We start from the raw sequence: 21,837 nt of genomic DNA, 5'->3' as shown, positions 1-21,837 counted from the left end.
CGACGGGGGCATCGGCGCGGTCACTCCGTGATGGTGGGCGCCGCGTGCAGGAAGGGACGGAGCTCCAGCCACTCGTGGATCGGCTTCCCACCAGCGCCGGGGGCGGCGGACAGCTCACCGGCCAGTTCGACGGCGCGGTCGTGGCTGTCGACGTCGATGACCATCCAGCCGGCGATGAGGTCCTTGGTCTCCGCGAACGGCCCGTCGGTGACCGGCGGGCGCCCCTCCCCGTCGTAGCGGACCCAGGTGCCCTCGGGGGCGAGCGCTTGCCCGTCGACGAACTCGCCGGTCTTCTCCAGCCGCGCGGCGAAGTCCTGCATGTACTGGATGTGCGCGGAGACCTCGTCGGGGGTCCAGCGGTCCATCGGCACGTTGTTCACCGCGTCGGGGGCGCCGCGGTAGTGCTTGAGAAGCAGGTACTTGGCCATGACGGTCTCCTCGGTACGGACACGAACCATTGTGGTCGCGTTCACACCGGGGACGGAGCCGGTCACGGGTTCTCGACATCCTGGCGGAGATTTTCGCGGGGAATTTTTTATTCGAAAATGTCTGCGATTTCGAGCAGGTCGTGCCTACGCTCTCCTCATGCCTCTTCACCGAGCGTTACATACGATCCTGGTGCTCGTCGTGGCCCTCGCCGGCGCGCTGGGCGCCGGCTCGGGCACCGCGCTGGCCGGGGACGGCCGGGCCCCCGCCGACCAGCGCCCCCGGCACGACGGGCAGCTGCTCTCCTACAACCATGCCTACGGCGTGCTCGACCGGGAGACCGCCGACGCCATCGAACACTCCGCGTATCTGCGGGAGTTCGCGAACTTCCAGGTCCGCACCACCACCGGCGCCGGCGGGCAGGTCTGGACGGGCCGGTACCTGATGGGCCGCGAGACCTATCTCGAACTGTTCGGCGTGGGCGACCTGCCCGGCCAGGACGGCGAACTGGGCGCGGGCGGCCTCGGCATCTCCGCGGAGCGGTCCGGCGACCTGATCCGCGCGGCCGGGCGGCTGCCGGGTCTGGGCGTCCCGGACCCCATCGCGTTCCAGCAGACCCGGGACTTCGGCGACGGCGTCCCGGTGCCGTGGTTCGACGCGATCCTCACCACCGCGCAGTACGACGGCTTCGGCGCCTGGGGGATGGAGTACCGCCCGGAGTACTTCGCCGACCCGCGCGGCAGCACCGAACCGGCCGCGTACCCCGGTGACGTGGGCCGGGAGCGCTATCTGCCCGACGCCTACCGCGACCACCTGATGCGGGACGTCACCTCGATCCGGCTGGCGGTCACCCGGCGCGACCTCGACAGCACGGTGCCGCTGCTGCGGGCCGGCGGCTTCAGCGTCCATCCGGTGCCGGGCGGCGGGATCGTCGCGCGGGGCGGCGGCACCACGATCCGGTTCGACGCGGTGCCGCGCGAGGAGGCCGGCCTGCGGGACGTGACGTTCGCGCTGAACGACGCCGTGGCGTCCCGGCACGTGGAGCGCGTCGGCCGCTCGGTCCTCACCGTGGGCCCCGGCGCCCGCGCCGTGTGGACGTTCGGCCACTGAACGGGGCACGGCCCGGCGGGGCGGTGGTCACCGGCCCGCCGGCCCCCTCACAGAGCCGTCCCCCGGCCCGCCCTGGTCGCGTCCGCGCCCCAGCTCGCCAGCAGCCGCAGCCCCTCCGCGGACGGGGAGCCGGGCTCCGCGTAGTACGTGGTCAGATACTGTTCGGTGCCGTCGGACAGCTGGAACGAGTCGAAGTTCAGGCTCAGCTCACCGACGAGCGGGTGCCGCAGGCGTTTGACGCCGTGGGTCTTCTCCTTGACGTCGTGGACGGCCCACAGCCGCCGGAACTCGGCGCTCTTGACGGACAGTTCACCGACCAGCGCGGACAGCCTCGGGTCGTCCGGGTGGCAGCCGGCGTCCATGCGCAGATAGCCCACCATGTCGGACGCCTTCTCGTCCCACTCCACGAACAGCTCGCGGTAGTCGGGCCGCAGGAACACCATCCGGGCCCAGTTCCGCTCCTGCGCCGGCAGCTCCCCCCAGTCGCCGAAGACGGCCGCGGTCATGCGGTTCCAGGCGAGGATGTCCGAGCGGCGGCCCGTGATGTACGCGGGGATGCCGTCGATCGACTCCAGCAGATGCCGCAACGCCGGCCGCACCTGCTCGGTCCGGGCGGACGGCTTCCTCTTGTGCTGCTTCGGCTTGGCCAGGTGCATGAGGTGCGCGTGCTCGGCGTCGCTGAGCCGCAGCGCCCGCGCGATCGCGTCGAGGACCTCGGCGGAGACGTTGCGTCCGTTGCCCTGTTCCAGGCGCGTGTAGTACGCCACGGACACCCCGGCCAGCTGCGCCAGCTCCTCGCGCCGCAGCCCCGGCACCCGGCGGTGCCGCCCGAAGTCCGGCAGCCCCACGTCCTGCGGCTTCAGCCGGGCCCGCCGGGTGCGCAGGAACTCGCTGAGCTCGGCGCGCGGGTCCAGCCCCGCCCCGGCGGAGGGCCCTGTCTCGGATACGGGCTGCTCGTCCATGCCTCAAGTATTCCTGGTCGTACGCACGGGAGCCTGACCCCGCCGGTGGTAGGACCGGCGGACGTACGTACAGCCGGGGGCTGGGTGGCCGCGGCGGGTCCGGGCAGGCTGGACGCCGTGCCCGGACACAGCACCACCAGGAGGTACCGGGCGCGCCGACCCCCGCGAGGAGATCCCCGGCATGACCACCGTCGCCGCGTACGCGGCACCCGCCGCCAAGGCTCCGCTGGAGCGCACCACCATCGAGCGCCGCGAGGTCGGCGCGCACGACGTCCTGATCGACATCAGGTTCGCCGGCATCTGCCACTCCGACATCCACCAGGCCCGGGAGGGCTGGGGCGAGGCGATCTTCCCGATGGTGCCCGGCCACGAGATCGCGGGCATCGTCTCCGAGGTCGGCCCCGAGGTGACGAAGTTCAAGGTCGGCGACCGGGTGGGTGTCGGCTGCATGGTCGACTCCTGCCGTACGTGCGAGAACTGCGCGGCGGGCCTGGAGCAGTACTGCCTCGAGGGCAACACCGGCACCTACAACGCGATCGGCAGGGACGGCGAGCCCACCTACGGCGGCTACTCGGAGAAGGTCGTCGTCGACGAGAACTTCGTCCTCCGCATCCCAGACGGCCTGTCCCTGGACGTCGCCGCGCCCCTGCTGTGCGCCGGCATCACCACGTACTCCCCGCTGCGCCACTGGAACGCCGGCCCCGGCAAGAAGGTCGCGATCCTCGGCATGGGCGGCCTCGGCCACATGGGCGTGAAGATCGCGCACGCGCTCGGCGCCGAGGTGACGGTCCTGTCGCAGTCCCTGCGCAAGAAGGACGACGGTCTGCGGCTGGGCGCGGACCACTACTACGCCACCAGCGACGACGCCACCTTCAAGGAGCTGCGCGGCACCTTCGACCTCATCCTGTCCACGGTGTCGGCGCCGCTGGACCTGGACCGGTTCCTGTCCCTGCTGCGGACGGACGGCGCCTTCGTGAACGTGGGCGCCCCCGAGGAGCCCGTCGCGCTGAACCTGTTCTCGGTGATAGGCGGCCGCAAGACGCTCGCGGGCTCCGGCATCGGCGGCATCCGCGAGACCCAGGAGATGCTGGACTTCTGCGCGGAGCACGGCATCGGCGCGGAGATCGAGCTGATCGGCGCCGCCGAGATCAACGAGGCGTACGAGCGGGTGCTCGGCAGCGATGTGCGGTACCGGTTCGTGATCGACACGGCGACGATCTGAGCCGGACCTGACCGGGGGCCCCGCGGCGCGTGCGCCACGGGGCCCCCGGCGTTCCGGTCGCCGCACACAGGGCCGCGGCTGCGGGTGCTACTTGCCGTAGTAGGCGTTGTAGATCGAGATCGTCGCCTTGTTGCCCTTCTTGTCGGCGACCTTGCCGTGGAAGGAGATCCCCTTGCCCTTCGCGGGGTTCGTCACGGTGATCTTCCCGTTCCGCACGTCGAGCTTCTTCCAGGTCTGGCCGTAGTCGTACGACACGTAGACGTGCAGCGACTTCAGGTTGCGGCCGGCCGCGGCGCCGACGACGGTGACCGGGAAGGTGACCTTCTTGCCGGCGTCCGCCCGGCTGTCCAGCCCGGTCCTGGCGCCGAACCGCACGGTGGAGGCCGGAAGGGCCACCGGGTCACCGGACGGCTTCTTGGAACGGAAGGTCCAGCTCGCGTCGATCCGGGTGGAGGCGGCGGCGACCTTGACGCTCCGCTTCACCGAGGTCGTCAGCCGGTACTCGGCGTCCGCCGCGGGCACCTTGAACGCCTCCCCGAGCAGCGGATCGTCGTTGGTGCCGATCCGGGTGCCGTTGCGGTAGAGGTTCGTGGTGACCGCGGTGACGTCGGACGACCCGGCGTGCTTGTTGGCGTCGGCGAACAGCGGCAGGAAGCCGTAGATCTCGTTCCCGTCGCGGAACAGGCCGTAGTCCTTGTTGATGTGCGGGCCGAAGACGGCCGTGTTGAACGTCTTCGTGTAGCTCTTGCCCGCCTTGAAGGTCTGCGGGTCGCCCAGCGTGTAGAAGGCGTCCACGATCCGCAGGCCGTCGGCGTTCCGCCCGGAGTACTGCTCCATGTCGAACGTCCACTGGATCTTGTCGGACGTCGACAGGTACAGCGTCCGGGTGCCGGGCAGCTTCTGCTCCACCGGCGTGGCGAAGACGACGTCGTCGGGGAGGAAGCCGACGGGCAGCAGGGCACCGGTCTTGCCGGGGGCGGCGGCGCCGAGGCCGTTGGTCACCTTGGCGAACTCGCCCGCCGTGAAGTGGCGGACCTTGTCGCCCTGGATCTTCTTGACCTTGGCCCCGGTGGCGACGTCGTACTCGGTGGCCGCGCCCTTGGTGTACTGGGCGTTCCAGGTCTGGGTCAGACCGTCGGCGACCTCCGGGCCCAGGTGGGCCATGCGCAGGTCGGCGAAGGAGCCGAGGCCGACGCCGAAGCCGATGCCCGCCGTGTCGTAGAAGTAGCCGGACGAGGCGAACACCGGCTTGGCCCCCGGGTCCGGCACGGTGATGTCGGCCGACTTCGTGGTGCGCGCGTCGATGGTCAGGGTGGTGTTCCGGGTGACGTTCAGCTTGGGCTGGACCACCCAGTCGAGGCCGCCCTCCAGGGTCACCCAGTCCTTGGCGATCCAGGCGTCCATCAGGTACGCGCCCTTGGGCACCCGCAGCCTGACCGTGCCGGAGGGGGTCGTCGGCACCTGGTAGGCGCGCTCGCTCGCCAGGCCGGAGAAGCCGATCAGGGCCGTGTTGTACTCGGGCGCGGGCTTGCCGTCGCGGCCGATGTGCTTGACGGTGACGTCGTAGGACTCCACCTCGCGCTGGACCGCGGCGGCCGTACGGACGCTCTGCCCGCCGCCCGTCGCCGTCACGTACGCGGAGTAGGCGCCGTCCAGGGTGCCGCCCAGCCGGGTGTCGACGGTGAAGTCCACCGTGGCCCTGCCGCCCGCCGGGACCGTCACCTCGGTCGCGCCCAGTTCGAAGAAGCCCGCCGGGGCGGCGTGGCCCTTGGGGTCGGTGGCCTTCACGGCGAGCTGGAGCGTGACGTCCTTGGTGCCGAGGTTGCGGTACGTCAGCTTCCGGGCGTCCGGCTTGTCGTCGGTGTGCGGCCACTGCTGGGTGCCGAAGCTCACCGACACCGGCTCGGCGATGACGTCCTGCTTGATGGCCTTGTCGACCTGGATGCGGCCCGCACCCTGCTGGAACGGCGTGTACGCGCCGCCCTTGGCGGAGGCGGTGAGGGCGCCCTTCAGCTCGGTGTACGTCCAGTCCGGGTGCTGCTGCTTGAGGATCGCCGCCGCGCCCGCCACGTGCGGGGTCGCCATCGAGGTGCCCTCGATGGTCACATAGCCGGGCGGGTTCTCCCCCACCTCCTGCGCGATCGCGCTGCCCTTGGCGGAGGCGGCCGTGATGTCCACGCCGGGCGCGGTCACGTCCGGCTTGACCGCCCCGTCGCCGGCCCGGGGGCCGGTGCTGGACCAGGGGGCGAGGGCGTCCTTGTCGTCGACGGCGCCGACGGTGAGCGCGGCGTCCGCGCTGCCGGGAGAACCGATCGACTCCGGGCCCGCGTTGCCCGCGGCGATGGTGAACAGGACGCCCTTCTCGGCGGACAGCTTGTCGACCGCCGCCTCCAGGGGATCGACCTCGGGGGTGTCGGTGCCGCCCAGGCTCATGTTGACGATCTGCGCGCCCTGGTCGGCGGCCCACTCCATGCCCGCGAGGATGCTGGAGTCGTCGCCGTAGCCCTCGTCGTCGAGGACCTTGCCGTTGAGGATGCGGGCGCCGGGCGCGACGCCCTTGTACTTCCCGCCGGACTTGGCTCCGGTGCCCGCCGCGATGGACGCGACGTGGGTGCCGTGCCCGACCTTGTCGGTGGTGTCCGGGGCCGGGCTGAAGTTCTTGGCGGCGACCACCTGGTCCTTGAGGTCCGGGTGGGTCGCGTCGACCCCGGTGTCCAGGACGGCGATCTTGACGCCCTTGCCGTCGTAGCCGGCCGCCCACGCCTTGGGGGCGCCGATCTGCGCGACGGACTTGTCGAGGCTGGCCCTGCGGACACCGTCGAGCCAGACGTGCGCGATGCCGGAGGCGGTCCGGTCGCCGTCGGTGAGCGCGTCCCACAGCCCGGGGGCGCCCTGGTCGGTGGTCTGCACGGCGTCCGCGTTGAGGGACTTCAGGGTGCGGCGCAGGGTGCCCGCGTCGCGGACGTCCGCCTTGGCGCCGGCGGCGGCCCCCCGGTAGCCGACGATGACCTTCGGGCCCTTGGCGCCGGAGGCGCCGGTGCGCGACCTCGTCAGCTCGGTGACGTCGAACAGGCGCCGGTCGAGCGTTCCGTCGGCGACCAGCCTGACGGCGTCGGCCGGTACCACGAGGGTGTGCCCGTCGATCCTGCGTATCTGGACGGGTATGTGGGTGCGTCCCTTCGCCCGCTCCAGGCCGACGACCCGGCCCTTGGCGTCGACCGAGACCCGGTCGCCCGTGATCAGGGTGACGCGGTGCGGGGACGGGGCGGAGGCGGCACCCGACGGGCGCCGCTCCGGCTGGGCGGACGCGGGGCCGGTCGTTCCCGCGGTGAGGGCGAGGGCGGCCGCCGAGGCGACGGCGGCCGCGCATGCTCGTCTGACGTGTCTGCGCAAGTTTCCCCCTTGCAGAAGATCCGGGTGAGTTACCCGTTCACCCGTCCGGGGGTGGTCCCGTACGCATGCGCGTCGCCCCCCGGATCACGCAGTATGCCGAGGGGCGATCTCACGACTCAAGGGAGCGGGGGGAGTTGGCCGGCGCACCGGGCGACTGTTACGGGACCGGCCCAACTCCGTTACGCAGTCGCTGGGTTAGGCCTTGGCGTTCTCCTTGACAGTGATGCGTCCCTTGCGGATGGTCGCCAGCCGCGGGGCCTTCCGCGCGATCGCCGAGTCGTGGGTGACCAGGATGAACGTCAGCCCCAGCTCCTGCCAGAGGCGTTCGAGCACCTCCATGATCTCGTCGCGCGTCGACTCGTCGAGATTCCCGGTGGGTTCGTCGGCGAGCAGCACCTTGGGCCGCTTCACGAGGGCGCGGGCGACGGCCACGCGCTGCTGCTGCCCGCCGGACATCTCGGACGGCAGATGGCCCAGCCGCTCGCCGAGACCCACGGAGTGCAGCGCCTCGGCGGCCCGCTCGCGCCGCTCGCGGGCCTTCAGGCCGAGCGGGACGAGCGCGGTCTCGACGTTCTCCTGGGCGGTGAGGGTGGGGATGAGGTTGAAGGACTGGAAGACGAATCCGATGGTCTCGCTGCGCACCCGGGTCAGCCGGGCCTCGGGGAGCCCCGCCAGGTCGGTGCCGTCGAGGACGACCTCGCCGGAGGTCGGCCGGTCGAGGCCGCCGAGCATCTGCAGCAGCGTGGACTTGCCGCCGCCGGTGGGGCCCTGGATGACGAGCCGGTCGCCGTCCGGGATGGTGAGGTCGATCCCGTCGAGGGCGAGGACGGTGTCCTTGCCGCGGGTGTAGCGCTTGGTGACGTTTCTGAGTTCGTACATGGTGGCTCCTGGGTCGGGTCGGGGTGGTGCGCGTCGTTCCCGGCCGCTAGGCGACGCGGCGCAGGGCGTCCGCGGGGCGCAGCCGCGAGGCCCGCCAGCCGCCGAACGCGCCCGCGATCAGGCCGCCCGCCACCGCGAGGCCGACCGCCAGGCCCACCGTGGTGAGGCTGACCGGGGCGGTCAGGGCGACCTCGAGCGTCCGGGACGCGCTCTCCCGCCCGGGACCGCCGACGAAGCCGCCTCCGCCGCCGGGTCCGCCGATGCCGCCGCCCCCGGGGCCGCCGCCGAGTTCCGCCTTGAGCGTCGGGCTGACCGCGGTCACCGCGTAGGCGCCGGCCAGGCCGACCGCGATGCCCAGGACGCCGCCGAGCAGCCCGTTGACGACCGCCTCGCCGACCACCTGCCGGGTCACCCGGCCCGACTTCCAGCCGAGCGCCTTGAGCGTGCCGAACTCCCGCACCCGGCGCGAGACCGCCGAGGAGGTCAGCAGCCCGGCCACCAGGAAGGCGGTCACGAGCACCGCGACGGACAGCCAGGTGCCGACGCGGGTGGCGAGCGAGGACGCCGTGGACAGGGAGCCGGACACCGTGTCCGCGAGGTCGGCGGAGGTCGTCACCGTCGTACCGGAGACGTTCTTCCGGATGGCCGACTTGACGGCGTCGATGCGCTGGGAGTCGGTGGCCTGCACATAGACGGTGGTGACCTTGTCCTTGGCGTCCGCGAGGGTCTGCGCCCGCTTCAGCGGCATGTACAGGTTGGCGGCCGCGTCCCCGCTGTCGGGCGTGGCGATGCCGATGACCGTGAACTTGGTGCCCTTGACCGTGACGGTCGAGCCGGCCTCGAGCTTCTTCTCCTTCGCGTAGGAGGTGTCGGCGATCACGACCTTGGCGTCGGTCTCCGTCGCCTTGAAGGTACGGCCGCTGGTGATCTTCGAGGAGGTCAGCGGTCCGAGGCCGGTCCGGGTGACGTCGGCGCCGTAGACGGAGTAGCTGTTGACGTCGAAGTCGGCGCCGCCGCCGCGCACTTCGCCCTGCGGCTGCCCGGTGCCGCCCTGCCCGGGGGGCCCGCCCCGCTGCCCGTCGTTCGGGTCCTGCTGGAACTGGCCGCGGGTGAACTCGCCGCTCACCTTGAGGACTTGCAGGCTCAGTCCGCCGACCGCGTCGGCGACACCGTCCTGCCTGCCGACCTCGGTGACGGTGGAGGCGGGCAGCGTCTGGAAGCCCTGGACCATGACGCGGTCGCTGGACTGCTCCCCGCCGGAGTCGTCGTCCCGGGCGTCGAACCGGAAGCGCGGGCGCTCCGAGGTGCTCGACGCGGGCTCGGCGGCCTTGGTGACGGTCATGTCCGTGCCCAGGCCGTACAGGGACTGCAGGACCTTGTCCTGGGCCTTGCTCATGCCGGAGGACACCGAGGTGACCAGGATGACCAGCGCGATGCCCAGCGCGAGCCCGGAAGCGACGACGAGGGCCGCCTTTCTGCGGCGGCGCAGCTCGCGCCTCAGGTAGGTGAAGAACATGCGCCGCAAGCTAGGGGCCGCGCCTGATGAAGCGATAAGGCCGCGATAAGAGACGGATGAGAAGGCCGGCGCGGCCCGGAAACGCCGATGCCGCCCCGGGGGGCGGCATCGGGTCGTGCGGGGATCGGTGTGGCTCAGACGGCCGAGCCGGCCTTCCACTGGGCCCAGTCGAGGTTCCAGCCGTTGAGGCCGTTGTCCGGGGCGATGGTCTTGTCGCCGGTGTTCTGGACGACGACGACGTCACCGACGATGGAGTTGTTGAAGAACCAGTAGCCCGCGGTGCCCTTGTCGTTGGCGCCCTTGGTGTCGGACAGGCCGACACAGCCGTGGCTGGTGTTCACGCTGCCGAAGATGGACTTGGCGCCCCAGTAGTTGCCGTGGATGAAGGTGCCGGAGGTGGACAGGCGGATGGCGTGCGGCACGTCCTTGATGTCGTACTCGCCCTTGCCGTCGTCGTCCGTGAAGCCCACGGTCGCGCCGTTCATGCGCGTCTCCTTGAACTTCTCCGACATCACCATGACGCCTTCGTACGTCTTGTTCTCCGGGGAGCCGGCCGAGATCGCGATGGTCCTGACGACCTTGCCGTCCTGTGTGACGCGCATCTGCTTGGTCTTCGCGTCGACGTAGGAGACCTGGTTGCGGCCGATCGTGAAGGTGACCGTCTTCTGCTGGACGCCGTAGACGCCGGCGGCGCCCTCGACGCCGTCCAGGGCCATCTTCAGGGTGACCGTGGAGCCTTCCTTCCAGTAGTCCTGGGGACGGCAGTCCATGCGCCTGTCGTTGAACCAGTGGCAGACGACTTCCTGGCCGCTGGTGGAGTTGACGGAGACGGCCTTCTGCACGGCGGCCTTGTTGGTGATCGCCTTGTCGAAGTTGATCGAGACGGGCATCCCGACGCCGACGGTGGAGCCGTCCTCCGGCGTGAAGTAGCCGAGGAAGCTGTTGTCCGGGGAGACGGTGGTGAAGGAGCCGTTCTCGTGGGCTTCGAGGCCCTTGGCGTCCTCCGCGGTCACCGTGATCTTGTAGGTGGTCGAGCGCTGCAGCGGGCCGCTGGGCTTCCAGCTCTTCTTGTCGGCGGATATCCGGCCCTCGACGGCGGCGCCGTCGGCGGTCGTCATCTTCACGTCCGTGAGCGAGCCCTTGCTCACGGTGACGGCGGCGGAGTTGTTGATGGAGGCGTTGTCGGTGCCGTCCTTCGGCGTGATCTTGATCTGCGCCTCGGAGGTCTTCTTGGCGGCGGCCTCGTCGACCTTGGCCTGCGAGGTGTCGCCGCCGCCGGAGGCGTCGGCGTCACCGCCCGAGCAGGCCGAGAGCACCAGGACACCGCCGAGCAGAGCGGACGCGGCCGCCAGGCCCTTGCGCCGCTTGCTGTTCGTCATCACACGCTTCTCCATCGTTCCCGAATCCCCAAAACGCCCGAGAGCCCCGTCAAGGATCTTCAACGCCACGACCGGTCCGTCCCGTTCCACATCCCTGTCATGTGTGGGGCACACCACCTCGGCCGTGGCCGGTGGTGCTGATCGCGGTGCACGCGCCCCATGAGACGACACAACCCCGGACGGCGGTTGCCGCCCGGGGTCACGATTTCCCCAAGACGCCTCAGCCGGCCCGCGTGGGCTCTTCGTCGTCGAAGTCCTCCTCGTCATCATCCTCGCCGAGGTCCCACTCGGGCGAATCCGGGTCGTAGTCGATGGCCTCGGTCGACCAGGAGGCCTGGGCGAGTTCGATCCCCGGCACCTCACTGACCAGGTCGAACGGATCCACGAGATAGGCCAGCGCCTCCGCAGTGTCTTCCGTCACAACGGTCTCGGCGTGTGCCCGCTCGTCGTCGGGCAGGCCACCCTCGGCCGCCTCGCCCTCGATGCGCCCCAGCGCGGCGGCCCGCACGGCCGCCTCGTCGGCCACTTCCAGGACGAGCTCCAGACGAAGCCGTACAAAGCGTGTGTTTTCCGGTGTACTCATACCTGGAGCGTACGGCTCATTTCCCCCGTGACTTTCCCGTGACCCGCGACTTTCACTACCATCGGCCCACACGGCCAATTCGCCAGTAGCGCAAGGGGATCGATATTCCGTGTCCGCCGCTCACCGATCGTCGTCCACCGCACGCCGATCGCTGCTGACCGCCACCGCCGCGGGAGCCCTGCTGGGCGCCCTGTGGTTCGTGCCCTCCGCCAACGCCACGGGCGGGGAACCGGCGAGAACGGAACCCACGGCGGCCCCCTCCGTTCGGGTCACCCAGCAGGCGCGCGCCGCCTCCACCGGCGCGGACGGCACCGCCGAGACCGCACAGGACACCCGGCTCGCCGATACCGGAAGCTTCGACACCACCCCGTACATCGTGGGCGGGACCGCCTTCCTCGCGCTCGGCGCGGGTTTCGTCGCCTACTCGGTGCGCCGCGAACATCTGGGATTCTGAAACATCTTGACGATTCTTTGACTCGCCGTTCATAGTCCCGATCATGAAGAGATCATCGGGCGTGCGTGTAGCCGCCACGGTTGCCGTGAGCGCGCTGTCGCTCGCCCTTCTCACGGGTTGCGGTGGGGGGTCTGACGACGCGTCGAACGGGTCGGACGGGCAGACCGCGAAGGACACGACGGCCGCGAAGGCGCTCAGCGCCGCGGAGGTCAAGAAGTCGATCATCGCCCAGGGCGATGTCGAGGGTTACAAGGTGGACGCCTCCGGCAAGAAACTGCCGAAGTCCAAGGACGAGGTGAAGGCCGCGGACGCCAAGTGCGCGCCGATCGCCTACGCCATGGCCGGTCTGGCGCCCGGTGACGCGGCGGCGAGCGCCTCCGTCCTCGCCACGCAGGAGAAGAAGCCCAGCGCCGACGCCTCCAAGGCCCTGGAGGACATGACGGAGGGTGAGATCGAGGATTCGCTGACCTCCGCGATGAGCCTCGAGATGACGGCCGTGAGCCTGTCGTCGTACGACGGTGACGGCGCCGAGCAGACCTTCAAGTCCGTGTCGGACGCGGTGGACGGCTGCGCCGGCGGCTTCTCCGCGGCCACGCAGGGCGCCGAGCAGAAGGTCATCGAGGTCACCTCGGAGAAGGCGTCCGGCGCCGGCGACGAGTCGGTGGCGTTCACGGTGGTGAGCGACGAGGAGGGCGAGAAGTCCACCACGCACGCCCAGGTGGTGCGGCACGGTTCGACGATCGTCACGTACCACACGATCAACATCGGCCTGATGATGACGGGCAAGGCGTACACCGTCCCCGCCGCCCTCGTCGAGGCGCAGACCGCCAAGCTGAAGTAGCCCGGTCCGGCACACGACGAGGGGCCCTGCCGCACGCGGCAGGGCCCCTCTCGCCGTCACGGGGACGGCCGCCGGTTCACAGGAGCGGGCCGGTGACCTTCTCCACGGCCGCGACCAGCTGCCCGGTGCGCACGAAGGCGTCCGCCGCGGCGAGGTCGGGGGCCAGGAACCGGTCGGGCCCGGCACCCTGGACGCCCGCCGCCCGGACGGCGCCGATGACCTCTCGGGAGGCCGGCGCCGGGGTGAGCCCGTCGCGCAGCTCTATCGCGCGCGTGGCCGCGTACAGCTCGACGGCGAGGACACGCGCGAGGTTGCCGACCGCGGTGCGCAGCTTGCGGGCCGCCGACCAGCCCATCGAGACGTGGTCCTCCTGCATGGCGGACGACGGGATCGAGTCCGCCGAGGCGGGCACGGCCAGCCGCTTCATCTCGCTGACCAGGGCGGCCTGCGTGTACTGGGCGATCATCAGACCCGAGTCGACACCGGCGTCGTCGGCCAGGAACGGCGGCAGCCCGTGGCTGCGGTTCTTGTCCAGCAGCCGGTCGGTGCGGCGCTCGGCGATGGACGCGAGGTCGGCGGCGGCGATGGCGAGGAAGTCGAGCACATAGGCGACGGGCGCCCCGTGGAAGTTGCCGTTGGACTCCACGCGCCCTCCCCCGGAGCCGGAAGCCTGGGAGGTGCCCCCGGGCAGCACCACCGGATTGTCGATGGCCGCGGCGAGTTCGCGCTCGGCGACCAGCCGGGCGTGCGCCATCGTGTCCCGCCCGGCGCCGGCGACCTGCGGGGCGCAGCGCACGGAGTAGGCGTCCTGGACGCGGGGCGCGTCGTCCTGGTGGTGCCCGGTGAGCTCCGAACCCTTCAGCACGGCGGCCATGTTGGCGGCGGACGCGCCCTGCCCGGGGTGCGGGCGGATGGCGTGCAGCTCGGGCGCCAGCACCCGGTCGGTGCCGAGGAGCGCCTCCAGCGACAGGGCGGCGGTGACGTCGGCGGACTTGTAGAGCGTGTCGAGGTCGGCGAGGGCCATGATCAGCATGCCGAGCATGCCGTCCGTGCCGTTGAGGAGGGCGAGGCCCTCCTTCTCGCGCAGTTCGACGGGCTGGATGCCGTGCGCGGCGAGGAGGTCGCCGGCGGGCCGCACGACACCGTCGGGGCCCTCGGCGTCGCCCTCGCCCATCAGCGTGAGGGCGCAGTGCGACAGCGGGGCGAGGTCACCGGAGCAGCCGAGGGAGCCGTACTCGTGGACGACGGGCGTGATCCCGGCGTTGAGGACGTCGGCCATGGTCTGCGCGACCTCCGGCCGTACGCCCGTGTGGCCCGAGCAGACGGTCTTCAGGCGCAGGAACATCAGCGCCCGGACGACCTCCCGCTCCACCCGGGGGCCCATGCCCGCGGCGTGCGAGCGGACGATGTTGCGCTGCAGCTGGGCCCGCAGCTCCGGGCTGATGTGCCGGGTCGCGAGGGCGCCGAAACCGGTGGAGACGCCGTAGACGGGCTCGGGCTTGGCCGCCAGCGCGTCCACGATCTCGCGCGCGGCGGCGAGGGCCGCGAGCGCCTGCGACGACAGCTCGACGCGGGCTCCGCCGCGTGCCACGGCGAGGACGTCGGACGCGGTGACCCCGGACGTCCCCACCACCACAGTGTGCATATCCATATTCAGGAGCGTACGCAGTGAAGATGAAGATGTCACTAGTGGGTGGCCGCTCCACCCCTTACCGGGCGGCACCGGTCACGGCAGCCGCCCGCGGAACCGCCGCCGCTCCAGGGGGCCCTCCCCGGAGGGCTCGGTGTCGGCGAGCCGCAGCACCGGATCGTCCGGCCCCTCGCGCCCCGCGACCACGGGCCGCTCGGCCCGCAGCGCCTTGGCGCGGTACTGGGCGGCGTCCGCGAGCCGGAACAGCCGCCGCGCGCTGCGCACCGGTCCGATCGGGTCCTCGGTGGACGCGACCCCGCACGCCACTCCCTCGCCCAGCTCCAGCTCGGCCGCCCTGCGGCACAGCTCGTCGGCGGCCTTGACCACGTCGTCCGCCGGGGAGCCGACGGCCAGCAGGCAGAACTCGTCCCCGCCGAGGCGGGCGGCGAGCGCGCCCGGGAGCATGGCCCCGCACAGCGACAGCACCGACCCGAACCGCTCAAGCAGCCGGTCGCCGGCGGCGTGGCCCTGGGTGTCGTTGACCCGCTTGAGCCCGTTCAGGTCGCACACGACGAGGGAGACGACGACCGCGTCCGCGCGATGCCGCTCGACGGCCTCCTCCAGCCGCACATCGACGGCGCGGCGGTTGGCCAGCCCGGTGAGGGAGTCGGTGAACGCCAGCCGCCGGGCCTCCTCCAGCCGCTCGCTCTGCGCGAGCCCGGCGGCCACCACGGAGGCCAGCACGGTCGCGAAGTCGGCGTCGCCCCGGTCGAACACGGGGACCCCCGCCGGGCGCGCCACGTAGAGCTCTCCCCAGGCCCGCCCGTGCAACACGATCGGCGCGACCACACAGCAGCCCCGGCCGCGGCGCCGCAGCGCGGCGACCCGCTGGTGGCAGTACCCGGGCTGGCCCGCGGCGGGCCCCTCGGCCGTCTCCACCCAGGCGTCGGGCTCGCCGCCGGCGGCCCACCGCTCGTGCAGGAACTCGGTGATCTCCGGGAACTGGTGGACGGGATACGTCTCCTCGGCGGGGAACTCCTCCTCGCCCTGGGTGCGGTCCCCGACGTTCACGAGGACCCGCAGCCGCCCGAGCTCCCGCTCCCACACCGACAGCGCGGCGAAACTCCCCGCCAGCGCCCGGCACGCCCCGAGTGCCGCCGCCCGCCAGGACTCACGCGCGGTGTGCGCCGCCGCCATCCCCTGGGCCAACGCGACCACGGCCGCGAGACGTCTGTCCTCACCCATCACCCCAGGCTAGGGAGCTTTGCCCTTCTTTGGGACATTGGTGTGGCGAACGGGGCGCTCACCGGGACACCGCCGCGCCGGTCACTCCCCCGGCCACCGGGGCTTGCGCTTCTCGTTGAAGGCGGCCACGCCCTCCGCGCGGTCCCCCGAGAAGGCCACCGACCGCCAGGCCGCGTCCTCGACCTCCAGGCCGGCCCGCAGATCCAGCCCGAAGCCCAGGCGCAGGGCCTTCTTCGCGGCCCGCAGCCCCACCGGCGAGTTGGCGGCCATCCGGGCGCCCAGCGCCAGCGCCTCCTCGCGGTCGCGCCCCTCCTCGACGAGCACGTCGACCAGGCCCAGCTCACGGGCCTCGGGTGCCTCGACCCGGCGCGCGGTGAAGATCAGCTCGGCCGCGCGGGCGGCCCCGACCCGGCGCGGCAGCAGCTGTGTGCCGCCGCCCCCGGGGATCACGCCGACCGACACCTCGGGCAGGCCCACCACGGCCGTGGGGTCGGCCACGATCACGTCGCAGGACAGCGCCAGCTCGAAGCCGCCGCCGAGCGCGAAGCCGTGCACGGCCGCGACGGTCGGCACGGGCAGCTCCAGTACGCCCGTGTACGCGCCGCGCGCCACCGGGCGCTGCCGCACCAGGTCGGCGTCGCTGAAGGAGTTGCGCTCCTTCAGGTCCGCCCCGACGCAGAACGCCCGTTCGTGCGTGGACGTGAGCACCACCACCCGTACGTCCCGGTCGGCGCCCAGCGCGGCGCAGGCACCCGCGATCGACCGGGCCATCTCCGTCGAGACGGCGTTCATGGCCTTGGGCCGGTCGAGGGCGAGCTCCGCGACATGCCCGTCCCCATGCCGCCGCACCAGGACGAACTCCCCGAACCGCTCCTCACTCATGACACCCTCCGGTTAACGCGGGTTAACAACACTCGCCCCGATCATCGCAGCCCGGCCCCTCCGGGGAAAGGCCCACCACGCGCGGGGCCCGCCCCAGCCCCGACACCCGTTCGAGTGACATCCCGCCCAAGTCCCGCTCCACCCCCCACAGCACCGCATAACGTGCCCGACACCACGGCGCCCAGGGGGCACAGGCGCGTTGGGAGGGGTCGCGATGGGCAACACGGCGGACAGACCGAAGGAACGGGCACCGGGCCGGATACCGGGGGCACCCGAAGCGGGCGCGGGCAAGGCGCAGCAGCCGAGGCCGCGACCGCGGCCGGCCCAGGGCACGACGTACGGGACAGGGTCGCCGCAGAGGACCCCGGGCACCAGCCCGGCCGGCACTCCGAAACCGGTGCCGCCGGCGGACAAGGCGCGGCCCGCGCGGAAGGCCCCGCCCTCCGCCGGGACGGACACCGAGCCGCCGCGGCCGGCAGGGGACAAGGGCACTGCGACCGGGTCCCCCCGGCCCTCGGAAGAAGCCGCTGCCGCCGCTGCCGTCAAACCCGGCCAGGACCCGCGGCCGGCCCACGCCACGGCCGCGAAGCCGGCCCCGGACCCGGCCAAGCACCCGGGGCCGCCCACAGCCAGGACTCCGCGGCCGCCGGGGAACACGGGTGCCACACCCGGGTCGTCCCCGCCCTCGGAGGCAGCCGCTGCCGCCACCGGGAAGCCCGGCCAGGTCCCACCGCCGGTCAGGACACCGGGTCCGCCCGCAGCCGCCCGTGCGCAGGACCCGAGCGTCACCGAAGACACCCCCGACGCATCCGAGACGGCCGCGCACGCCCGGCTCTTCGGTGCCCGGGGCCGGCACCGGCGGCGGCCGCACCGCAAGGCCCTGCTCGCGGCCGGAGGCCTGGCCCTGGCCGCCGGGGCGCTGGGTCTCGTACGGCTGGCGCCCGAGACCGGCATTCCAGGGCTGGGCCCGGCGGACCCCGGGGACACGCCGGACCTCGCCATCGACGCCGGCACCGGTCCGGACCGCTCCACGAGGGCCGCCGCCACGCTCGCCCCGTCGGCCCGTGCGCATCCGAGCCCGTCGGCCACCTCGGCCCTGGGCGGCCCCGGCACCACGCCCTCCGCCGGCTCGATCCTCGTGCCGACCGCGACGGCGAGCGAGGCACAGTCCCCCGCACCCGGCGCGACAGGTGACGCCTCGACGCCGGTACGCCCTCCTCAGGCGCCGCCGGCCGCCACGGAACCGTCCCGGCCCGCGCCCACGACGCCGCAGCACCCCCCGGCGCCCGGCCCCACCGCGTCCCCGACACCGGCTCCGCAACCGTCGGAGCCCGACGACCGCGGCGTCTGTGTGCCGGTCATCGGGCTCTGTATCGATCTGTTCGATTCCCGCGGCCAGGGCTAGACGGCCGCGGACCCGGGGATCACTCCTCCCCGGCGGGCGTCCTCCGGGTCAGCAGCCACGGTTCGACGACCCCGAGGCCACGCACGGGACGCTGCCACATCGGCTGGAGCGCGAACCGGTACGCCGGTGGCTCCTCGCCCTCCTTCTCGGCGGTGGCGGCCGCCTCCGCCGCCTCAGCCTCCGAGGCGGGGGCCTCGCCGCTCCGGATCAGCTCCTCCGCGAACGCGCTGTCCACGAGGACCGCGTCGCGGGGGGCTATGGAGGTCAGCCGGGAGGCGAGGTTCACGGTCGTGCCGAAGACATCGCCCATCCGGGTGGTCACCGTGCCGAAGGCGATGCCGACCCGCAGTTCCGGCATGGTCTCGTCGTGGGCCATCGTCTCGATGAGCCGCAGCGCGATCTCCGCGGCGACGCCCGCGTCGTCGGCGGCGTACAGCACCTCGTCGCCGAGCGTCTTGATCAGGCGTCCGCCGTTCGCGGCCACCAGGTCGGCCGCCGTGGTCTCGAAGGCCTCGACGAGCTCGCCGAGCTCCTCCTCCTCCATACGGCGGGTCAGCCGGGTGAAGCCGACGAGGTCGGCGAAGCCCACGGCCAGCCGTCGGTCGACCATCTCCTCGTCGTCGGCGGCCTGCACGACCCGGCCGGTCGCGGCGGCCAGCTGGCGCCGCCAGACGTAGACGAGGAACTCCTCCAGCTCGGGCAGCAGCAGCTCGACCAGCGGATACGTGACCTCGGTGCGGGTCATGCCGGGTTCCGGGGGCTCGGTGAGGCCCTCCAGGAAGGAGTCGATCTGCCACTCCGCGAGCCGGGCCGTGGTCTGTCCGGTGGACCGGGCCACCTGCACGGCCATGGCCTCGCTGAGCAGCCCCGCCTCGACCAGACCGGCCAGGCGCCGCAGCGCCAGCACGTCGGCCTCGGTCAGCGCCTTGGCCTGCCCGATGTCCGCGAAGCCCATGGCCCGCCAGAAGCGGGAGGCCAGCTCCATGGAGACCCCGGCACTGCGGGCCGCCTGAAACGGTGTGTAGCGCCGCTCGGCGCCGAGGATGAGCTGTTCCAGGCGCAGGGCGAGGGGGTCCTCGCCCGGTTCGGCGGCGTGGGGGTCCACGCGGCCGTCCCCGCCGGAGCCCGTGTCGTCGACGGTCACGCCTGCTGCCCTTCCGATCTGCCGCGGTCGAGTAAGCGACCGGCCTTCACTTTACGGCAGGTGTGCGCCAGCTCACTCCGCCGGGGAAAGCCGATCCTGCCGTACCGCCGCTGGTGGGGTACCCGGGCGGCCGCGATCCGATCCGGCGCACGCCGTCCCGGCCGGGCTTCCGCTCGGCCCCCCGCGCGTCCGTACGCCCGCCGTCACGCCCGGCGCAGGTGCACGATATCTCCGGCGCCCACCGGCTCCTGCACGCCCTCCCCGGTCGCGATCACGAGCCGCCCGTCGCCGTCGAGCGCGACGGCCTCCCCGGTGATCGCCCGGTCGCCCGGCAGCTCCGCCCTTACCTGCTTCCCCAACGTTGCACACCCGGCCGCGTACGTCTCCTGGAGTCCGCTGACCACCGGGTCGCCCGTCGCGGCCCGCCACCGTCCGTACCACTCCTCCAGGGACCGCAGCACGGCCCGCAGCAGGGGGTCCCGGTCGGTGCTGACGGCGCCCGCGAGCGCCAGTGAGCCCGCCTGGGGCACCGGGAGCTCGTCCGCGCGCAGCGTCACGTTGATGCCGACGCCGATGACCACGCCGTCGTCACCGGCCCGCTCGGCCAGGATGCCGCCGGCCTTGCGCTCCTCGCCGCCGATGGTCAGCAGCAGGTCGTTCGGCCACTTGAGTGCCGTGTCCACGCCCGCGGAACGCGACAGCCCGGTCGCCACGGCGACGCCCGTGAGCAGCGGCAGCCACCCCCAGCGGGTCACCGGCACCTCGGCCGGGTTCAGCAGTACGGAGAAGAACAGCCCGGAGCGGGCCGGCGCCGTCCAGTCGCGGTCGAGGCGGCCCTTGCCGGCCGTCTGCTCCTCGGCGATCAGGACCGTGCCCTCGCCGGCCTCGCCCTTGGTGGCCAGCTCCACCAGGTCGGTGTTGGTGGAGCCGGTGCGCGCCACGACCCGCACGTCGCGCCAGAGTCCGCCCTCCCGGACGAGTCCCCGGCGCAGGGCGGCGGCGTTGAGCGGCGGACGGTCCAGGTCCGACCAGCGGCTGTCGTCTGATGCATCTCGCGGCGTCATGCAAGCCACCCTAGGTGTGTGAAACGCCGCACTGCTGATCCGCGGACCCCCCACTACTCTACGGATGAGTAACCGTCCCCCCTTTTGAGCAGGCAGGGAGCCGCGATCCCGATGTCCGAGCCGGAAGAGCAGATCGACATCCACACCACCGCGGGCAAGCTCGCGGATCTCCAGCGCCGCATCGGAGAAGCGACGCACGCCGGCTCCGCACGCGCCGTCGAGAAGCAGCACGCCAAGGGCAAACTGACGGCCCGTGAGCGCATCGAACTCCTCCTCGACGAAGGGTCCTTCGTCGAGCTCGATGAGTTCGCCCGGCACCGCTCCACCAACTTCGGGCTGGAGGAGAACCGCCCGTACGGCGACGGCGTGGTGACCGGCTACGGCACGGTCGACGGCCGTCCGGTGGCCGTGTTCTCGCAGGACTTCACCGTCTTCGGCGGCGCGCTCGGCGAGGTCTACGGCCAGAAGATCGTCAAGGTCATGGACTTCGCGCTGAAGACCGGCTGCCCGGTCATCGGCATCAACGACTCCGGCGGCGCCCGTATCCAGGAGGGTGTGGCCTCGCTGGGCGCGTACGGCGAGATCTTCCGCCGCAACACGCACGCCTCCGGTGTCATCCCGCAGATCAGCCTGGTCGTCGGCCCGTGCGCGGGCGGCGCGGTCTACTCCCCGGCGATCACCGACTTCACGGTGATGGTCGACCAGACCTCGCACATGTTCATCACCGGCCCGGACGTCATCAAGACCGTCACCGGCGAGGACGTCGGCTTCGAGGAGCTGGGCGGCGCCCGCACCCACAACTCGGCGTCCGGCGTCGCCCATCACATGGCGGGCGACGAGAAGGACGCCATCGAGTACGTCAAGCAACTGCTGTCGTACCTGCCGTCCAACAACCTGTCCGAGCCTCCGGCGTTCCCGGAGGAGGCGGACCTGGCGGTCACGGACGAGGACCGCGAGCTGGACACGATCGTGCCGGACAGCGCGAACCAGCCGTACGACATGCACGCGGTGATCGAGCACGTCCTGGACGACGGCGAGTTCTTCGAGACGCAGGCGCTGTTCGCCCCGAACATCGTCACCGGCTTCGGCCGGGTCGAGGGCCGTCCCGTGGGCGTCGTCGCCAACCAGCCGATGCAGTTCGCCGGCTGCCTGGACATCGCCGCCTCGGAGAAGGCCGCGCGGTTCGTGCGCACCTGCGACGCCTTCAACGTGCCGGTGCTGACCTTCGTCGACGTCCCCGGCTTCCTGCCGGGCGTGGACCAGGAGCACGACGGCATCATCCGCCGCGGCGCCAAGCTGATCTACGCGTACGCCGAGGCGACCGTCCCGCTGATCACGGTCATCACCCGCAAGGCGTTCGGCGGCGCCTACGACGTCATGGGCTCCAAGCACCTGGGCGCCGACCTCAACCTGGCCTGGCCGACCGCGCAGATCGCCGTGATGGGCGCGCAGGGCGCGGTCAACATCCTGCACCGCCGCACGATCGCCGAGTCGGACGACCCGGAGGCGGCCCGCGCGAGGCTGATGCAGGAGTACGAGGACGCCCTGCTCAACCCGTACGTCGCGGCCGAACGCGGGTACGTCGACGCGGTGATCATGCCGTCCGACACCCGTCTGCACATCGTGCGCGGCCTGCGTCAGCTCCGGACGAAGCGGGAATCCCTGCCTCCGAAGAAGCACGGCAACATCCCCCTCTAGTCCC

Annotated in this window: 18 protein-coding genes; 6 read left to right on the top strand and 12 right to left on the bottom strand. The window is 72.2% G+C overall.

What is annotated here, in order from left to right; genetic code table 11:
- Positions 1 to 20: 20 nt before the first annotated feature.
- Complete coding sequence (locus tag ACFRAC_RS11755) at positions 21 to 428, bottom strand: YciI family protein (protein WP_382923650.1); 408 nt, start codon at positions 426 to 428, stop codon at positions 21 to 23.
- 157 nt (positions 429 to 585) lie between these two features.
- Here ACFRAC_RS11755 and ACFRAC_RS11750 point away from each other — a divergent pair, with 157 nt between their 5' ends.
- Positions 586 to 1,536 carry a DUF5829 family protein gene (locus ACFRAC_RS11750; RefSeq protein ID WP_382923648.1) on the top strand — a complete coding sequence of 317 codons (951 nt, stop codon included), beginning with the start codon at positions 586 to 588 and terminating at the stop codon, positions 1,534 to 1,536.
- Between the two features lie 47 nt (positions 1,537 to 1,583).
- Here the strand turns inward: ACFRAC_RS11750 and ACFRAC_RS11745 are convergent, their stop codons facing one another.
- A complete protein-coding gene (locus tag ACFRAC_RS11745; RefSeq protein ID WP_382923646.1) occupies positions 1,584 to 2,498 on the bottom strand; it encodes a helix-turn-helix domain-containing protein in 915 nt (304 codons plus the stop codon).
- Positions 2,499 to 2,679: 181 nt separating this feature from the next.
- Between ACFRAC_RS11745 and ACFRAC_RS11740 the strand changes: the two genes are divergently transcribed.
- Entirely contained in the window at positions 2,680 to 3,720 is a 1,041-nt protein-coding gene (locus ACFRAC_RS11740) for an NAD(P)-dependent alcohol dehydrogenase (RefSeq protein ID WP_382923644.1), read from the top strand.
- Positions 3,721 to 3,807: 87 nt separating this feature from the next.
- Here the strand turns inward: ACFRAC_RS11740 and ACFRAC_RS11735 are convergent, their stop codons facing one another.
- The 5 genes from ACFRAC_RS11735 to ACFRAC_RS11715 form a co-directional block, all read right to left on the bottom strand.
- Positions 3,808 to 7,113, bottom strand: coding sequence for a S8 family serine peptidase (locus ACFRAC_RS11735; protein ID WP_382923642.1), 3,306 nt, complete (start codon positions 7,111 to 7,113; stop codon positions 3,808 to 3,810).
- Positions 7,114 to 7,308: 195 nt separating this feature from the next.
- Positions 7,309 to 7,992, bottom strand: a complete 684-nt coding sequence (locus tag ACFRAC_RS11730) for an ABC transporter ATP-binding protein (protein ID WP_382923640.1) — start codon at positions 7,990 to 7,992, stop codon at positions 7,309 to 7,311.
- A gap of 46 nt (positions 7,993 to 8,038) precedes the next feature.
- A complete protein-coding gene (locus ACFRAC_RS11725; protein WP_382923638.1) occupies positions 8,039 to 9,508 on the bottom strand; it encodes an ABC transporter permease in 1,470 nt (489 codons plus the stop codon).
- Between the two features lie 134 nt (positions 9,509 to 9,642).
- Positions 9,643 to 10,887: an Ig-like domain-containing protein gene (locus tag ACFRAC_RS11720; RefSeq protein WP_382923636.1), complete on the bottom strand. Its 1,245-nt coding sequence runs from the start codon at positions 10,885 to 10,887 to the stop codon at positions 9,643 to 9,645.
- Positions 10,888 to 11,107: 220 nt separating this feature from the next.
- The gene (locus ACFRAC_RS11715; RefSeq protein WP_382923634.1) at positions 11,108 to 11,470 is read right to left on the bottom strand and encodes a hypothetical protein; all 363 of its coding nucleotides are present in this window, start codon (positions 11,468 to 11,470) and stop codon (positions 11,108 to 11,110) included.
- A gap of 109 nt (positions 11,471 to 11,579) precedes the next feature.
- Between ACFRAC_RS11715 and ACFRAC_RS11710 the strand changes: the two genes are divergently transcribed.
- The gene (locus tag ACFRAC_RS11710) at positions 11,580 to 11,924 is read left to right on the top strand and encodes a hypothetical protein (RefSeq protein ID WP_382923632.1); all 345 of its coding nucleotides are present in this window, start codon (positions 11,580 to 11,582) and stop codon (positions 11,922 to 11,924) included.
- A gap of 43 nt (positions 11,925 to 11,967) precedes the next feature.
- Entirely contained in the window at positions 11,968 to 12,765 is a 798-nt protein-coding gene (locus ACFRAC_RS11705; RefSeq protein WP_382923630.1) for a hypothetical protein, read from the top strand.
- Between the two features lie 76 nt (positions 12,766 to 12,841).
- On the opposite strand, the gene hutH is transcribed toward ACFRAC_RS11705, so the two are convergent.
- The 3 genes from hutH to ACFRAC_RS11690 form a co-directional block, all read right to left on the bottom strand.
- Positions 12,842 to 14,410, bottom strand: coding sequence for a histidine ammonia-lyase (gene hutH, locus ACFRAC_RS11700; protein ID WP_382923744.1), 1,569 nt, complete (start codon positions 14,408 to 14,410; stop codon positions 12,842 to 12,844).
- Between the two features lie 81 nt (positions 14,411 to 14,491).
- Positions 14,492 to 15,640: a diguanylate cyclase domain-containing protein gene (locus tag ACFRAC_RS11695; RefSeq protein ID WP_382923628.1), complete on the bottom strand. Its 1,149-nt coding sequence runs from the start codon at positions 15,638 to 15,640 to the stop codon at positions 14,492 to 14,494.
- A gap of 81 nt (positions 15,641 to 15,721) precedes the next feature.
- Positions 15,722 to 16,522 carry an enoyl-CoA hydratase/isomerase family protein gene (locus ACFRAC_RS11690; protein ID WP_382923625.1) on the bottom strand — a complete coding sequence of 267 codons (801 nt, stop codon included), beginning with the start codon at positions 16,520 to 16,522 and terminating at the stop codon, positions 15,722 to 15,724.
- Between the two features lie 397 nt (positions 16,523 to 16,919).
- Between ACFRAC_RS11690 and ACFRAC_RS11685 the strand changes: the two genes are divergently transcribed.
- Positions 16,920 to 17,927, top strand: a complete 1,008-nt coding sequence (locus ACFRAC_RS11685) for a hypothetical protein (protein ID WP_382923623.1) — start codon at positions 16,920 to 16,922, stop codon at positions 17,925 to 17,927.
- 19 nt (positions 17,928 to 17,946) lie between these two features.
- Here ACFRAC_RS11685 and ACFRAC_RS11680 read toward each other — a convergent pair whose 3' ends face one another.
- Complete coding sequence (locus ACFRAC_RS11680; RefSeq protein ID WP_382923621.1) at positions 17,947 to 19,071, bottom strand: adenylate/guanylate cyclase domain-containing protein; 1,125 nt, start codon at positions 19,069 to 19,071, stop codon at positions 17,947 to 17,949.
- 203 nt (positions 19,072 to 19,274) lie between these two features.
- Positions 19,275 to 20,135, bottom strand: a complete 861-nt coding sequence (locus tag ACFRAC_RS11675) for a biotin--[acetyl-CoA-carboxylase] ligase (RefSeq protein WP_382923619.1) — start codon at positions 20,133 to 20,135, stop codon at positions 19,275 to 19,277.
- Positions 20,136 to 20,246: 111 nt separating this feature from the next.
- On the opposite strand from ACFRAC_RS11675, the gene ACFRAC_RS11670 reads away from it, so the two are divergent.
- Entirely contained in the window at positions 20,247 to 21,833 is a 1,587-nt protein-coding gene (locus tag ACFRAC_RS11670; RefSeq protein ID WP_382923618.1) for an acyl-CoA carboxylase subunit beta, read from the top strand.
- The last annotated feature ends 4 nt before the right edge of the window (positions 21,834 to 21,837 follow it).

It is taken from the genome of Streptomyces sp. NPDC056628 (assembly GCF_042792555.1).
GTDB lineage: Bacteria > Actinomycetota > Actinomycetes > Streptomycetales > Streptomycetaceae > Streptomyces.
Note: the sequence above shows the minus strand (reverse complement) of the source record. Positions and strands in the feature narration are given on the sequence as shown.